At 72.7% G+C, this 14,016-nt stretch carries 15 protein-coding genes; 2 read left to right on the top strand and 13 right to left on the bottom strand.

Annotated features, from left to right (window positions below):
• Positions 1-37 precede the first annotated feature (37 nt).
• Positions 38-1,513 (top strand): glycosyltransferase family 39 protein, encoded by a 1,476-nt coding sequence (locus tag PV342_RS02940; RefSeq protein WP_400795866.1) that lies wholly within the window; start codon positions 38-40, stop codon positions 1,511-1,513.
• Positions 1,514-1,687: 174 nt separating this feature from the next.
• Positions 1,688-2,539 carry an LLM class flavin-dependent oxidoreductase gene (locus PV342_RS02935; protein ID WP_391575436.1) on the top strand — a complete coding sequence of 284 codons (852 nt, stop codon included), beginning with the start codon at positions 1,688-1,690 and terminating at the stop codon, positions 2,537-2,539.
• 22 nt (positions 2,540-2,561) lie between these two features.
• Here the strand turns inward: PV342_RS02935 and PV342_RS02930 are convergent, their stop codons facing one another.
• From PV342_RS02930 to PV342_RS02870, 13 genes are all read right to left on the bottom strand, one after another.
• Positions 2,562-3,317, bottom strand: a complete 756-nt coding sequence (locus PV342_RS02930) for a sirohydrochlorin chelatase (protein ID WP_500315744.1) — start codon at positions 3,315-3,317, stop codon at positions 2,562-2,564.
• A gap of 2 nt (positions 3,318-3,319) precedes the next feature.
• Positions 3,320-4,213, bottom strand: a complete 894-nt coding sequence (locus PV342_RS02925; protein ID WP_386987030.1) for an ABC transporter permease — start codon at positions 4,211-4,213, stop codon at positions 3,320-3,322.
• A complete protein-coding gene (locus PV342_RS02920) occupies positions 4,200-4,994 on the bottom strand; it encodes an ABC transporter ATP-binding protein (protein ID WP_500315743.1) in 795 nt (264 codons plus the stop codon). Before PV342_RS02920 ends, PV342_RS02925 begins: the two co-directional genes overlap by 14 nt.
• A gap of 52 nt (positions 4,995-5,046) precedes the next feature.
• Positions 5,047-6,174 carry an ABC transporter substrate-binding protein gene (locus PV342_RS02915; RefSeq protein ID WP_386987025.1) on the bottom strand — a complete coding sequence of 376 codons (1,128 nt, stop codon included), beginning with the start codon at positions 6,172-6,174 and terminating at the stop codon, positions 5,047-5,049.
• 224 nt (positions 6,175-6,398) lie between these two features.
• Complete coding sequence (locus PV342_RS02910; RefSeq protein WP_400795882.1) at positions 6,399-7,751, bottom strand: sulfate adenylyltransferase subunit 1; 1,353 nt, start codon at positions 7,749-7,751, stop codon at positions 6,399-6,401.
• 2 nt (positions 7,752-7,753) lie between these two features.
• Positions 7,754-8,689: a sulfate adenylyltransferase subunit CysD gene (cysD, locus tag PV342_RS02905; RefSeq protein WP_386987020.1), complete on the bottom strand. Its 936-nt coding sequence runs from the start codon at positions 8,687-8,689 to the stop codon at positions 7,754-7,756.
• Between the two features lie 145 nt (positions 8,690-8,834).
• Entirely contained in the window at positions 8,835-9,380 is a 546-nt protein-coding gene (gene cysC / locus PV342_RS02900) for an adenylyl-sulfate kinase (protein WP_500315742.1), read from the bottom strand.
• Positions 9,381-9,412: 32 nt separating this feature from the next.
• The gene (locus PV342_RS02895; RefSeq protein ID WP_500315741.1) at positions 9,413-10,120 is read right to left on the bottom strand and encodes a phosphoadenylyl-sulfate reductase; all 708 of its coding nucleotides are present in this window, start codon (positions 10,118-10,120) and stop codon (positions 9,413-9,415) included.
• Complete coding sequence (locus PV342_RS02890; RefSeq protein ID WP_018563139.1) at positions 10,117-10,296, bottom strand: hypothetical protein; 180 nt, start codon at positions 10,294-10,296, stop codon at positions 10,117-10,119. Before PV342_RS02890 ends, PV342_RS02895 begins: the two co-directional genes overlap by 4 nt.
• Positions 10,293-11,990 (bottom strand): nitrite/sulfite reductase, encoded by a 1,698-nt coding sequence (locus PV342_RS02885; protein ID WP_018563138.1) that lies wholly within the window; start codon positions 11,988-11,990, stop codon positions 10,293-10,295. Before PV342_RS02885 ends, PV342_RS02890 begins: the two co-directional genes overlap by 4 nt.
• A 169-nt stretch (positions 11,991-12,159) precedes the next feature.
• Entirely contained in the window at positions 12,160-12,243 is an 84-nt protein-coding gene (locus tag PV342_RS02880) for a putative leader peptide (RefSeq protein WP_324603893.1), read from the bottom strand.
• Positions 12,244-12,336: 93 nt separating this feature from the next.
• Positions 12,337-13,374: a carbohydrate kinase family protein gene (locus tag PV342_RS02875; protein ID WP_500315740.1), complete on the bottom strand. Its 1,038-nt coding sequence runs from the start codon at positions 13,372-13,374 to the stop codon at positions 12,337-12,339.
• A gap of 26 nt (positions 13,375-13,400) precedes the next feature.
• Positions 13,401-13,979: a GNAT family N-acetyltransferase gene (locus tag PV342_RS02870; RefSeq protein WP_026251735.1), complete on the bottom strand. Its 579-nt coding sequence runs from the start codon at positions 13,977-13,979 to the stop codon at positions 13,401-13,403.
• Positions 13,980-14,016 lie beyond the last annotated feature (37 nt).

Below are 14,016 nucleotides of genomic sequence, written 5' to 3'. Positions count from 1 at the left end.
GTCGACCGGGAGCACCGGGAGCACCGGGGGGTGGGGGATGTCCGCTGCGCACGTCCGCGCGCAAGTGGCGCCCTTCGCCGCCGTGCCGGTGCTCGGGGTCGCGGCCGCGGTCGCCGCCGTGCTGACGGCGCTGTCCGGCCGCTACGGCTTCCACCGCGACGAGTTGTACTTCCTCGTCGCCGGCGACCACCCCGCCTGGGGCTACGTCGACCAGCCCCCGCTCACCCCGCTCGCGGCCCGCCTGTCCACCGCGGTCTTCGGTGACACGCCCGCCGGGCTGCGGGTGGTGGCCACCCTCGCCTGCGCCGTGACCGTCGTGACCGTCGCCGCCGTCGCCCGTGAACTGGGCGGCGGGCGGGCCGCGCAGGTGCTCGCGGCGGCGTGCACGGCGGTCTCCGGATTCGTCCTCGCCGTCGGCCACCTGGTCTCCACCGCCACCTTCGACATGCTCGCCTGGGTGGTCGTCTGCTGGCTCCTGCTCAGGCTGCTGCGCACCGGCGACCGCCGCCTGTGGCTCGCGCTGGGCGCGGCCCTCGGCGTCGGGATGCAGAACAAGTACCTGATCGCCCTGCTGGCCCTCTCTCTGCTCGTGGCGCTGCTCGCCACCGGACCCCGGCAGGTGCTGCGCGGCTGGTGGCCGCTCGCCGGAGCCGCCGTCGCGCTCGCTGTGGCCCTGCCCAGCCTGTGGTGGCAGGCGGCGCACGGCTGGCCCCAGCTGACCGTCGCGGGCGGCATCAGCGCGGACGACGGCACCGAGAACCGCATTCTGTTCGTGCCCCAGCAGATCGTCTTCCTCTCACCGGTGTTCGTCCCAGTGTGGATCGCGGGCGGGCTGCGGCTGTGGCGCGATCCCGCGCTGCGGTGGGCGCGCGCGTTCGTCCCGGCCTACCTCCTGCTCGCCGTCGTGGTGGTCGTCTCGGGCGGCAAGCCGTACTACTGCCTGCCGTTGCTGCTGGTGCTGCTCGCGGCGGGCTGCGTCACCTCCGTCTCCCGGCCGCGCGCCATGTGGCCGGCCGTGGCGCTGACGGCGGTCATCAGCGCCCTGATCTCGCTGCCCGTGCTCCCGCCGGGTGTGGTGGGCGCGGTGAACGGCGTCAACAAGGAGCAGGGCGAGCAGATCGGCTGGCCGCAACTCGCCGACGCCGTCGCCGAGGCCTGGTCCGACGTGCCCGCCGCCGACCGGCCCCGCGCGGTCGTGTTCGCCCAGAACTACGGCGAGGCCGGAGCCCTGGCGCACTACGGTCCCGCCCGCGGCCTGCCCGCCCCCTACTCCGCCCACATGAGCTTCGCCGACTGGGGCCCGCCTCCCGACTCCGCCACCGGCCCGGTGCTGCTGGTACGTCAGGAGGACTCCGACGGCGTCGAACGCCGTTTCACCGGCTGCCGGCGGGTCGGCCGCGTCGACAACGGCCAGGATGTCGACAACGAGGAACAGCACGCCGGCATCGTCCTGTGCACGGGCCCGAACGAACCGTGGTCACAGCTGTGGCCCGCGCTACGCCACTACTACTAGGCCGGTACGACACGGGAAAATGAGGGGGCCGGGCCGGGGGAGCCGGGTTACGGTGGCAGCACTCGATGATCACGCTCCCTGAAGGACGCCGCAGAACGGGAGCGGCCCGCACGGTCGGTGCGCGGTCACGGAGGGGCGGCACCACATGTCCCTGCCCTTCCGGAGGAGTTCCCTATGAAGATCGGACTCGGCCTTCCCGTCGACGACCCCGCCGCGCTGACGACCTGGGCCCGCCGCGCCGACGACGGCCCCTTCAGCAGCCTCGGCCTGCTCGACCGCCTCGTGTACGACAACCCCGAACCGCTGGTCACCCTCGCGGTGCTCGCCGGGGCGACCCGCAGGATCCGGCTGCAGACCGAGGTCCTCATCTCACCGTTCCGCGACGCCGCCGTCCTGGCCAAGCAGGCGGCGACCCTGGACCGCCTCTGCGGCGGCCGCTTCACCCTCGGCATCGGAGTGGGCGCGCGCGAGGACGACTTCCGCGCCGCGGGCGCCGACTTCCACCGCCGCGGCCACCTGCTCGACGAGCAGATGGCGGTGCTTCGCCGCCTGTGGGCGGGCGACCCGTACGGCGAGGGGACCGGACCGATCGGCCCCGCCCCGGTGACCCCGGGCGGCCCCGAGGTGCTGTTCGGCGGCTTCGTCCCGGCCGCACTCGACAGGGTCGGCCGCCATGGCGACGGCTTCCTGGGCGCCGGAATGCCGCCCAAGGCGATGGACCGGCTCTTCCGCGAGGCGGAACGGAGCTGGGAGCGGCACGCGCGGCCCGGGCGGCCCCGGCTCGTCGCCCAGGCCAACGTCGCGCTCGGCCCGGACGAGGTGGTCGCCGCGGCCCGCGCCAACATCCGCGCCTACTACGCCTTCAGCGGGTTCGCCGACCGAGTCGCGGAGGGACTGCTGACGACCCCGGAGCAGATCCGGGACGCGGTCGCCGGGTACGGGGGCACCGGAGCCGACGAAGTGGTGCTGTACTGCTGGGCGTCGGACCCCGGCCAGGTGGAGCGCCTGGCGGACGTCGTGTCCTGACGGCCCCTGCCCCCGCCACGCCTCAGGCCAGGGCCAGTGACCGACGCGGCAGCAGCGCCTCGTCGAAGCGCCGCAGCAGCAGCCGTGCGACCTCCGGGGCGTCGCCGAGGACGTCGGCGAGGACGTCCGCGCCGGAGGCCAGGGCGCCGCGGGCGATGCGGTCGGGCAGGAAGCCCGGCGCGATGACGTACGGCGCGACGGCGACGTGCCGTACGCCCTCGGCGCGCAGCGCGCGCACCGCCTCGTCCGTGGTGGGAAGGGACGCGGAGGCGAACGCAGGCCGCACGGCGCACCAACCGGTACGCCGCCACTCCCGCGCGATTTCTGCGATCACTGCGATCGCCTCCGGGTCGGAGGAGCCCGCCGAGGCCAGGACGATCCCGGTCGAGGGGCGGTCGCCGGGGCGGAGCCCGGCTTCGCGCAGCCGCCGCTCCAGGGCGGTCTGCAGCAGCGGTGAGGGGCCGAGCACGTCCGCCCGGCGCACGCGCATCCGGGCGTGGCGCGCCGCGGACTCGCGCAGCACCGCGGGGATGTCCGCCTTGGCGTGGAAGGCGCGGGTCAGCAGCAGCGGCAGCGCCACCGCGTCGCGCACGCCCTCCGCGGCCAGCCGGTCCACGACCTGCGGCACGTTCGGCGCGCAGTGGTCGAGGAAGGCCGTCTCCACCCGCAGCCCGGGGCGGGCCGCCCGGACCCGCTCGGTCAGGGCGTGGACGGTCGAGGCGTGCCGCGGGTCGCGGCTGCCGTGGGCGATGACGAGGAGGACGTGCCGGGCGCTCACGGTCAGCCCCGTGCCAGCAGGCCGCGGCTGCGCAGCACCGTACGCTCCAGCGGCGCGAACACCAGCAGCTCGATGCCGATGCCGACGACCAGGATCAGCAGGATCGCCGCCAGCACGCTCGGCATGTCGGACAGTTCACGGCCCTGCTCCAGCAACTGGCCCAGGCCCACGCCGAGGTCGGGGGAGGTGGCGATCAGCTCGGCGGCCATCAGGGAGCGCCAGGAGAAGGCCCAACCCTGCTTGAGGCCCGCGAGGTACCCCGGCAGGGCGGCCGGCAGCAGTACGTGCCGCACCGCGTGGACACCGGTGGCGCCGATCGTACGGCCGGCCCGCAGGAACAGCGGCGGGATCTGGTCGACGCCCGCGACCAGGCCGTTGGCGATCGAGGGCACCGCGCCCAGCAGCACCACGCAGTAGATCGTGGCGTCCGACAGCCCGAACCAGATGATCGACGCGGGCACCCACGCCACCGACGGCAGCGACTGCAGACCCGACAGGATCGGCCCGATCGCGGCCCGGACCACCCGGACCCGCGCCACGAGCAGCCCGAGCGGCGTGCCGATCGCGACGGAGGCCACGAAGCCCAGCGCGCCGCGCGACAGGCTGGTCCAGACGTAGCCGAGCAGCGTGCCGTCGAGCCACTTGTCCTGCAGAGCGCGCCCGACCTCCGCCGGACTGGGCAGCTGGTAGTGCGGTTTGACCTCGAAGTGGTACGCGAGCTGCCACACCACCAGCACCAGCGCGATGGCGACGAGCGGGGGAACGGCCTTCTGCAGCAGTACGCGGGCCAACGGCACGCGGGTGGCGGACCGGGTCTCCAGGGCGTCGAGCCCGGCCTCCAGCCCCGCGAGGTCGCCGGTGTGCGCGGTGTGCGCCTTCGTCTCAGTGCTGGCCATGTCGGCGGATCTCCCCCCGGAGGTGTTCGGTGATCTCCACGGAGAGCTCGGCGACCGCCGAGTCCTCGATGCGGCGCGGCTGCGGGATGTCGACCGTCCATTCCCGGGCGATCCGTCCCGGCCGCGAGGAGAGCAGCACGACCCGCTGCGCGAGCCGCACCGCCTCGCGGACGTTGTGGGTCACGAAGAGCACCGACAGGCGGGTCTCGGCCCAGATGCGGGTGAGCTCCTCGTGCAGGACGTCGCGCGTGATGGCGTCGAGGGCGGCGAACGGCTCGTCCATCAGCAGCAGCTGGCTGTCTTGCGCCAGCGCCCGGGCCAGCGCGACGCGCTGCCGCATGCCGCCGGACAGCTCGTGCACCCGCTTGCCGTACGCGCCCTTCAGCCGGACGAGCTCCAGCAGCCGCTCGGCCTCCGGGCGCCGCTCGGCGCGCTGCACGCCGCGCATGCGCAGGGCCAGTTCGATGTTCCTGCCCGCGGTGAGCCACGGGAACAGGGCGTGCTCCTGGAACATCAGGGCCGGGCGGCCGCCGGGGGTCTCGATGCCCCCGGCGGTCGTCCCGTCCAGCCCCGCGACCAGGTTGAGCAGTGTGGACTTGCCGCAGCCCGAGGCCCCCAGCAGGCAGACGAACTCGCCCGGGGCGACGTCGATGCTGATGTCGTCCAGCACGTGCGTCTCCGCGCCGGGACGGCCGAAGGACTTCGAGACGTGCTCGAGCCGTGCGGCGTACGGGGCCGCGTCGACCGTCACGGCGGGCTGCTTGGTGAGTGCGGTGGCCATGGCGTCACCTCCTGAGGGCTGGGGCTGCGGGCTTCATCTGTTCTGCCGGACGTCAGCCGCCGAGACCGGCGTCGTCGATCCCGGTCTTGCCCTCGCCCTTGAGGATCTTGTTGAGGAGCGACAGGTCGTAGATGCCCTTGAGGGCGGGCTTCTCCAGCAGGCCGGCGGTGACGGCGTGGTCGGCCTCGGTCTGCAGGGTGGACGCCAGCGGGTCGTCGATCACCTGGATGCTCTTCCACGCCGGGTCGATGACGTCGGCGGGCAGGGGCTTGCCGGAGAGCTTCTCCAGTTGGGCGTTGGCGTCGGCCTTCGCCTTGTCCGGGTTGGCGTTGATCCAGGCGTTGGTCTTCACCGAACCCCGCAGCACGGCCTCGACGACGTCCGGGTGCTCCTTGAGGAACGTCTGGGAGACGATCACGTTGGTGATGACGAACTTCTTGTCCGGCCACAGGTCGCTCTCGTCCAGCAGCACCTTCGCGCCCTCGGCGACCAGCTTGGAGGCGGTGGGCTCGGGCACCCACGCGCCGTCGATCGACCCGGTCTTGTAGGCGTCGGGTGTCACCTTGTTGTCCGTGCGGACCACGGAGACGTCGCCCTTGCCGCTGGTGGCGTCGACCTTCCAGCCCTGCTCGGAGATCCAGTTGAGGAAGGCCACGTCCTGGGTGTTGCCGAGCTGGGGGGTGGCGATCTTCTTGCCCTTGACGTCCTTCAGCGACGTGATCTTCTCCGGGTTGACGACCAGTTTGACGCCGCCGGAGGCCGAACCGGAGATGATCTTCAGACTCTTGCCGCCGGACTTCGTCCAGCCGTTGACCGCCGGGGAGGGGCCGATCCAGCCGATGTCGATCGAACCGGCGTTGAGGGCCTCGATCTCGGCGGGCCCGGCGTTGAAGACCGACTCCTTGATCGTGGTGCCCGAGCCCAGCTCGTCGGCGAAGAAGCCCTCCTTCAGGCCCACCAGCGGGGTGGCGTGGGTGAGGTTCGCGAAGTAGCCGATCTTCACCGTCGAGGCGGACAACTTCTTGCTGGTGCCGCTGCTCGCGGCCGCGTTGGTGGTGTCGTCCTTCTTCTCGGATCCGTAGCCGCAGGCGGCCAGGGCCAGCAGGGGCAGAAGGGCGGCGCCCGCTATGAGGCGGCGACGGGCGGACGTTCTCGGGGCGGTGGTGCGATCGGCAGTCACGGGAGGCGATCCTCTCGATGGCCCCGGCTCGCGCCCTCTAGGGCGCGCCGGGGTGGTGGCTGTCTGGTGGTCGTCGGTGCGGTGCCGCCTGCGCGGCGTGAGTGCGGTGCTCGGCCGGGGTCAGCGCGCACATCGCGTGACACCGCCCGTGCCGCTGCCCAGACAGCCGCTGCCGACGCGACCGCCCTCCTTGGCGAATCCCGCGAAGGCGTCGTCGAACGCCATCAGAAGTCCCACCCCTCGTCCTCGCCGGCCGCGTCCGCGGCGGCCGTGGCGGTGCGGGCGGCGAAGGCCTCGCCGGCCATGCCGGCGGTCAGCGTGGTGCCGTCCGCCGGGTCGATCAGCAGGAAGGAGCCGGTGAGCCGCGAGTCGGCGTACGCGTCCAGCGGCAGCGGCTCCGAGGTGCGCAGCACCACCGTGCCGATGTCGTTGACGCCGAACTCGCCCGGATCGTCCTGGTGCTCCAGCCCCCGGGTCAGGTCGATCCGGTACGGGAGCCGCTGCACGATCGCCTTGACCGTGCGCGTGCCGTGCTTCAGCAGCACGCGCACGCCGACCGCCAGCGGCCGCTCGTGCAGATGGCACACGGTCGCCTCGACCTCCCGGGTGGTCGCCGGGGCGGTGCCGGAGGGCGCGATCAGATCGCCGCGCGAGATGTCGAGATCGTCGCTGAGCAGCAGCGTCACCGACTGCGGGGCCCATGCCACGTCGACCGGGGCGCCGAGCAGGTCGATGCCGCTGATCGTGCTCGTCAGCCCGGACGGCAGCACCGTCACCGGGTCGCCGACCCGCAGCACGCCCGAGGCGATCCGCCCCGCGTAGCCGCGGTAGTCCGGGTGCTCGGCGGTCTGCGGGCGGATGACGTACTGCACGGGGAAGCGCGCTGGCTGCGCGCCGGGGTCGCTGCCGACGGGGACGGTCTCCAGGTGCTCCAGGATCGTCGGGCCGCCGTACCAGTCCATGTTCGCCGACGGGGTCACGACGTTGTCGCCGGCCAGCGCCGAGATGGGGATCGTGGTGACCTCCGGGACGCCGATGGAGGCCGCGTACGCGGTGAACTCCTCGGCGATGGCCGCGAAGACCGGCTCCGACCAGTCGACCAGGTCCATCTTGTTGACGGCGAGCACCACGTGCGGCACCCGCAGCAGCGCGGCCACCGCCGCGTGCCGGCGGGTCTGCTCCACGACGCCGTTGCGGGCGTCGACCAGGACCACGGTCAGCTCGGCGGTCGAGGCGCCGGTCACCATGTTCCGCGTGTACTGCACGTGCCCCGGGGTGTCCGCCAGGATGAACCGCCGCCGCGGGGTGGCGAAGTAGCGGTAGGCCACGTCGATGGTGATGCCCTGTTCGCGCTCGGCGCGCAGGCCGTCGGTGAGCAGCGCCAGGTCCGGCGCGTCCTGCCCGCGGCGCGCGGAGGCCAGCTCGACGGCCTCCAACTGGTCGGCGAGCACCGACTTGGAGTCGTGCAGCAGCCGCCCCACCAGCGTGGACTTGCCGTCGTCGACGGAGCCCGCGGTGGCGAAGCGCAGCAGGGAGGTGGCCGAGAGCTGCTCGGCGGCGGTGGTACCGGTGGTCATGGCTAGAAGTACCCCTCGCGCTTGCGGTCTTCCATCGCGGCCTCGGAGAGCTTGTCGTCGGCCCGGGTGGCGCCCCGCTCGGTGAGCCGCGACGCGGCGATCTCGGCGATGACGGCGTCGATGCCGGCGGCGTCGGAGTCCACCGCGCCGGTGCAGGACATGTCGCCCACCGTGCGGTAGCGGACCAGACGGGTCTCCACCGTCTCGCCGTCCTTCGGACCGCCCCAGTCGCCCGCGGTCAGCCACATGCCGCCGCGCCGGAACACCTCGCGCTCGTGGGCGTAGTAGATCTCCGGAAGCTCGATCCCCTCACGGGCGATGTACTGCCACACGTCCAGCTCGGTCCAGTTGGACAGCGGGAAGACGCGCACGTGCTCGCCGGGGGCGTGCCGGCCGTTGTAGAGCTGCCACAGCTCGGGGCGCTGGCGGCGCGGGTCCCACTGGGAGAACTCGTCACGCAGCGAGAACACCCGCTCCTTGGCGCGGGCCTTCTCCTCGTCACGGCGGCCGCCGCCGAAGACGGCGTCGAAGCGGTGCTCCTGGATGGCCTCGGTCAGCGGCACCGTCTGCAGCGGGTTGCGGGTGCCGTCGGGGCGCTCGCGCAGCCGGCCGTCGTCGATGTAGTCCTGCACCGAGGCGACGTGCAGCCGCAGCGCGTGCTCGGCCACGGTGCGGTCCCGGTACTCCAGCACCTCGGGGAAGTTGTGGCCCGTGTCGACGTGCAGCAGCGAGAAGGGGACCGCCGCCGGGGCGAAGGCCTTCAGCGCCAGATGGAGCATGACGATGGAGTCCTTGCCGCCGGAGAAGAGGATCACCGGCCGCTCGAACTCGCCCGCCACCTCTCGGAAGATGTGCACCGCCTCCGACTCCAGCGCGTCCAGGTGCGACAGCGCGAAGGGATTGCCGGTGCTCTCGTCGACCGCGACTACCGTGGTCACGCTGTGTCCCCTTCGATCTCCCCCAGAGCTCGCGCCTGGGTGGTGCCCCCATCTCCGCCCGCGCGGCGAACGTGCCTCTGGCCGGTCGGGTGCGGCCCGGTAGCCGCACGTACTCCCCCGGCTGTCGCCGGGAGGTGCCCCCAGCTCACAGGAGTCCCCTTTCCACCAGCAGCGCCGTCAGCAGCGCCGCCGAGTCCTCGACGGTGTGGTCCTGGGTCTCGATCCGCAGATCGGGGATCTCCGGTGCCTCGTACGGGTCGTCGACACCGGTCAGCCCGGATATCTCGCCCGCGGCCTGCTTGGCGTACAGGCCCTTCACGTCGCGTACGGAGCAGACCTCCACCGGCGTGGCCACGTGCACCTCCAGGTACGCCGTGCCCCGCGCCTCGTGGCGCTTGCGGACGGCCTCCCGGCTGTCGGCGTACGGCGCGATGACCGGGACCAGCACCTTTACCCCGTTGGAGGCGAGGAGTTCGGCGACGAAACCGATCCGCTGCACATTGGTGTGCCGGTCCTCGCGGCCGAAACCGAGGCCCGCGGAGAGGAACTCGCGGATCTCGTCGCCGTCCAGGACCTCCACGCGGTGCCCTTCGCCGCGCAGCCCGGCGGCCAGCGACCGGGCGATCGTGGTCTTGCCCGCGCTCGGCAGACCGGTGAGCCACACCGTGGCGCCCGCGTCCGTCACACTCATCCGCCCCTCCCGGGAGATCCGTTCCGTCGTCATCAGCCGTGCAGCCCGCACTCGGTCTTGCCCCGGCCCGCCCAGCGGCCGGCCCGGGCGTCCTCGCCCTCCAGCACCCGGCGGGTGCAGGGGGCGCAGCCGACCGAGGCGTAACCGTCCATGAGCAGCGGATTGGTGAGCACCCCGTGCTCGGCGACATAGGAGTCCACGTCGTCCTGCGTCCAGCGGGCGATGGGGGAGACCTTCACCTTGCCGCGCCGGGCGTCCCAGCCGACGACCGGGGTGCCGGCCCGGGTGGGGGACTCGTCGCGGCGCAGGCCGGTCGCCCAGGCGTCATAGCCGGTCAGTCCCTCCTCCAGCGGCTTGACCTTGCGCAGCGCGCAGCACAGGTCGGGGTCGCGGTCGTGGAGCTTCGGCCCGTACTCGGCGTCCTGCTCGTCAACGGTCTGACGGGGGGTCAGCGTGATGACCCGCACGTCCATGACGGCGGCGACCGCGTCACGGGTGCCGATGGTCTCCGGGAAGTGGTAGCCGGTGTCGAGGAAGACGACGTCGACGCCCGGGGCGACGCGCGAGGCCAGATGGGCGACGACCGCGTCCTCCATCGAGGACGTGACGCAGAACCGCGAGCCGAAGATGCCCGTGGCCCAGCGCAGGATCTCGGGCGCCGGGGCGTCCTCCAGGTCACGGCCGGCCTGCTCCGCCAGCGTCCGCAGTTCGTCCGCGGTGTCCCGCTGCGCGGTGGTCACGAAGGGCCTCCCTCGCCGGTCCCGGTCCGCAGCCCCCGGGCCAGCAGGCCCAGGAACTTCAGCTGGAACGCGCGGTTGCACGACCGGCACTCCCAGGCGCCGTGCCCCTGCTCCGCGGGGTGAAGGTCCTCGTCCCCGCAGTAGGGGCAGTGGAACGGTGCGGCACGCTCGCTCACGACAGCGCCTCCTCGCTCGCCCGCGTCACCCACTGCGCGAAGCGCTCGCCGTCCGTGCGCTCGGCCTGGAAGCGCTTCAGGACACGCTCGACGTAGTCGGGCAGCTCGTCCGCGGTGACCTTCAGGCCGCGGACCTTGCGGCCGAACCCGGCCTCCAGGCCCAGCGCGCCGCCCAGGTGCACCTGGTAGCCCTCCACCTGGCGGCCGTCGTCGTCCAGCACCAACTGGCCCTTGAGTCCGATGTCGGCGACCTGGATGCGGGCGCAGGCGTTGGGGCAGCCGTTGACGTTGATCGTGATCGGCTCGTCGAACTCGGGGAGCCTGCGTTCGAGTTCGTCGATCAGCGAGGAGCCGCGCGCCTTGGTCTCGACGATGGCCAGCTTGCAGAACTCGATGCCGGTGCAGGCCATCGTGCCGCGCCGGAAGGGGGAGGGCCGCACCTGCAGGTCCAGCGACTCCAGCCCCGCGACGAGCGAGTCGACGCGGTCGAGCTCCACGTCCAGCACGATCATCTTCTGCTCGACGGTGGTCCGCAGCCGGCCGGAGCCGTGCGCCTCGGCCAGCTCCGCGATCTTGCTGAGAGTGGCACCGTCCACCCGGCCGACGCGCGGCGCGAAGCCGACGTAGTAACGGCCGTCCTTCTGGCGGTGCACGCCCACGTGGTCCCGCCACTGCTGGACCGGCTGGTCGGGGGCGGGGCCGTCGGTCAGCGCGCGCCCCAGGTACTCGTCCTCCAGCACCCGGCGGAACTTCTCCACGCCCCAGTCGGCGACCAGGAACTTCAGCCGGGCGCGGTTGCGCAGCCGCCGGTAGCCGTAGTCGCGGAAGATCGAGATGACGCCCTCGAAGACGTCGGGGACCTCTTCCAGCGGCACCCACGCGCCCAGCCGGACACCGATCTTGGGGTTGGTGGACAGGCCGCCGCCGACCCACACGTCGAAGCCCGGGCCGTGCTCGGGGTGGCGGACGCCGACGAAGGCGACGTCGTTGATCTCGTGGGCCACGTCCAGCAGCGGCGAACCGGAGATCGCCGACTTGAACTTGCGGGGGAGGTTGGAGAACTCCTTGTTGCCGACGATGCGGCGGTGGGCCTCGTCGACGGCCCAGGTGCCGTCGACGATCTCGTCCTCGGCGATCCCGGCGACGGGCGAGCCGAGGATGACACGAGGGGTGTCGCCGCACGCCTCGGTGGTGGACAGGCCCACGGCCTCCAGCCGGCGCCAGATCTCGGCGACGTCCTCGATGCGGATCCAGTGCAGCTGGATGTTCTGCCGGTCGGTGATGTCGGCGGTGCCCCGGGCGAACTCCTGGGAGACCTCGCCGATGACGCGCAGCTGCTCGGTGGTGAGCCGGCCGCCGTCGACGCGGATGCGGAGCATGAAGAACTTGTCGTCCAGCTCCTCCGGCTCCAGGATCGCGGTCTTGCCGCCGTCGATCCCGGGCTTGCGCTGGGTGTACAGGCCCCACCAGCGCATGCGGCCGCGCAGGTCGGCGCCGTCGATCGCGTCGAAGCCGCGGTCCCGGTAGATCGTCTCAATGCGTGTCCGCACGTTGAGACCGTCGTCGTCCCGCTTGAACTGCTCGTTGGCGTTGAGCGGCGTCATGTGGCCGACCGCCCACTGGCCCTCGCCGCGGTGGCGGCCGACCTTGCGGCGCGGCGCGGCGGCGTTCGGCTGGTCAGGCGTGGAAGCCATGGAGATGCAGTCCTTCTGGCAGGCTGGAAAGAGTCGGTCGTAGCGCAAAGAGTCCCCATGGCCTGCGGATACGCCGGAACACTGCGAGCAGCGCATGGCGTGGGCGCGTCATTGCGCCCGCGAGACAGGGGACGGCCGGATCAGTCCTGGACGGGACGGCGGCGAGTGCTCAGCGCGCCTGACAGATGGCGCTGGACATGCGTCCGAGGTCGACGTGCAGCCGACCTACCAAGGCGATTCCAGTGCGAGACATGTCGAAAGCGTGTCACGCGAATCTCGGGCCAGTCCACCGTTATCCACATGGTGGACATCTGTATCCCGCATAGCGAGACGTCTGTTGTGTCCGTCACCTGGCAGGGCTCGCCGGCCGCAGGAAATCGGCCGCGATGGCCCGGAATCCACCGTGCCCACGGGTCCCCACGTGCCGCAGCTTGTGGCCCGCCAGCGCCGAACCCAGCCGTACCCCCGCGCCGAGCAGCGCGCGGTCCGCGACCAGCGCCGCCAGCAGACCCGCCGCGAAGACGTCGCCCGCCCCGGTGGCGTCCTCGACCTCCCCGTCGGGCAGCGGACGGTGGGCGTAGCGCTCCACGGTGCCGGGGCGGTGCACCTCGACCCGGTCCGGGTACTTCACCACGGACACGCCCTCCCGCCCCTTCCGCACATGGCCGAGTCGCTCGAACTCCCGCCCGTTGACCAGCAGGTAGTCGCTCATCGCCGCCATGGCCAGCACATCGGCGGTCGGCTCCGCCGACCAGGCGTGCCCGGGGTCGAAGCTGATCAGCGTCCGCGGCGAACGCCGCCGCACCTCCGCCAGCAGCCGGTGCAGCGCCGCCCCGCCGTCCGGATCCAGGAACGAGGTGACGTGGACCGCCCGGGCCGCCGCCAGGTAGTCGGCGATCTCATGGAAGCGCTCCCGCACATGGGTGGCGATCCGCGTGTTCGCACCGGTGTGGGTCAGCAGCGTGCGTTCCCCTCCGTCGTGCACGGACAGGCAGATCCCGCACAGCCGGACCGGGTCCGTGGCCACCAGCCGCCGGTCGATGCCGAGCCCGTCGAGGACGGCGAGCGGGCCGGCCGCGCCCAACGGGTCCCGGCCGGCGACGCCCACGTAGCCGAGCCGCAGCCCCCGGCCCAGGCGCCCCAGCGCGTGGAGGGTGTTGAAGGCCGAGCCGCCCGGCTCCGGCGTCAGCGGCACCCCCTCGTCGCGCAGCCACTCCAGGCCGGCGCGGACGGACGGTTCGTCGACCATGCGCTCGCCGCCGCTCTCCGGCGGCCGCCGCAGCCGCATGTGCGCGCCCAGCCGGGCCAGCACGGGGCTGCCGTTCAGGGCGGACGCCCCTGTGATGAGGTCCAGGTTGAGCGCCCCGACCCCGACCACGTCCATACCCGCCCCTTCCCTCCGGCCGGTCCCTACCGGGCTCCCGGCCAGGGCCCGGTCACGGGCCTCTTCTCCTCTTCCCCCGTCTCGGTGCGGAAGATGCGGAAGCCGCGCTTCTCGTAATTGGCCAGTGCGTGCGGCCCGTCCAGGCTGCAGGTGTGCACCCACACCCGCTTCGTCGGGGCGCGGTCCGGCAGGCGCTCCGCCAGGTCCCAGGCGCGGGCGATGCCCACGGAGAGCAGGTGCCCGCCGATCCGCCGGCCCCGGAAGGCGGGCAGCAGCCCGAAGTACGCGATCTCGACCTGGCCGTCGTCCTGCGGGTCCAGTTCGATGTAGCCGGCCGGGGTGTCCCGGTCGTACGCCACCCAGGTCTCCACGCCCGGGCGCTCCAGGAAGGCCCGCCACTGCTCGTACGACCACGGCAGGCGGTCCGTCCAGGCGCAGTCCGCGCCCACCGACGTGTAGAGGAATCGGCTGAACTCCGGGGACGGTACCTCGGCCCGCACGATGCGGACCCCCGACGTCGCGGGGTCCGGCTCCAGGGAGGGCCGCAGATCGGCGTGGGAGGTCTGCTCCAGGGACCACGTGGTCACCGTGACGCTAGTGCTCATGCGCCACATTCTGCGGCCTCGCGGGCCCGGCGGGTCC

The sequence above is a fragment of the Streptomyces sp. PA03-3a genome, from assembly GCF_033792735.1.
Classification (GTDB): domain Bacteria; phylum Actinomycetota; class Actinomycetes; order Streptomycetales; family Streptomycetaceae; genus Actinacidiphila.
The sequence above is the reverse complement of the archived record's forward strand: the minus strand, read 5'-3'. Positions and strand labels throughout refer to the sequence as shown.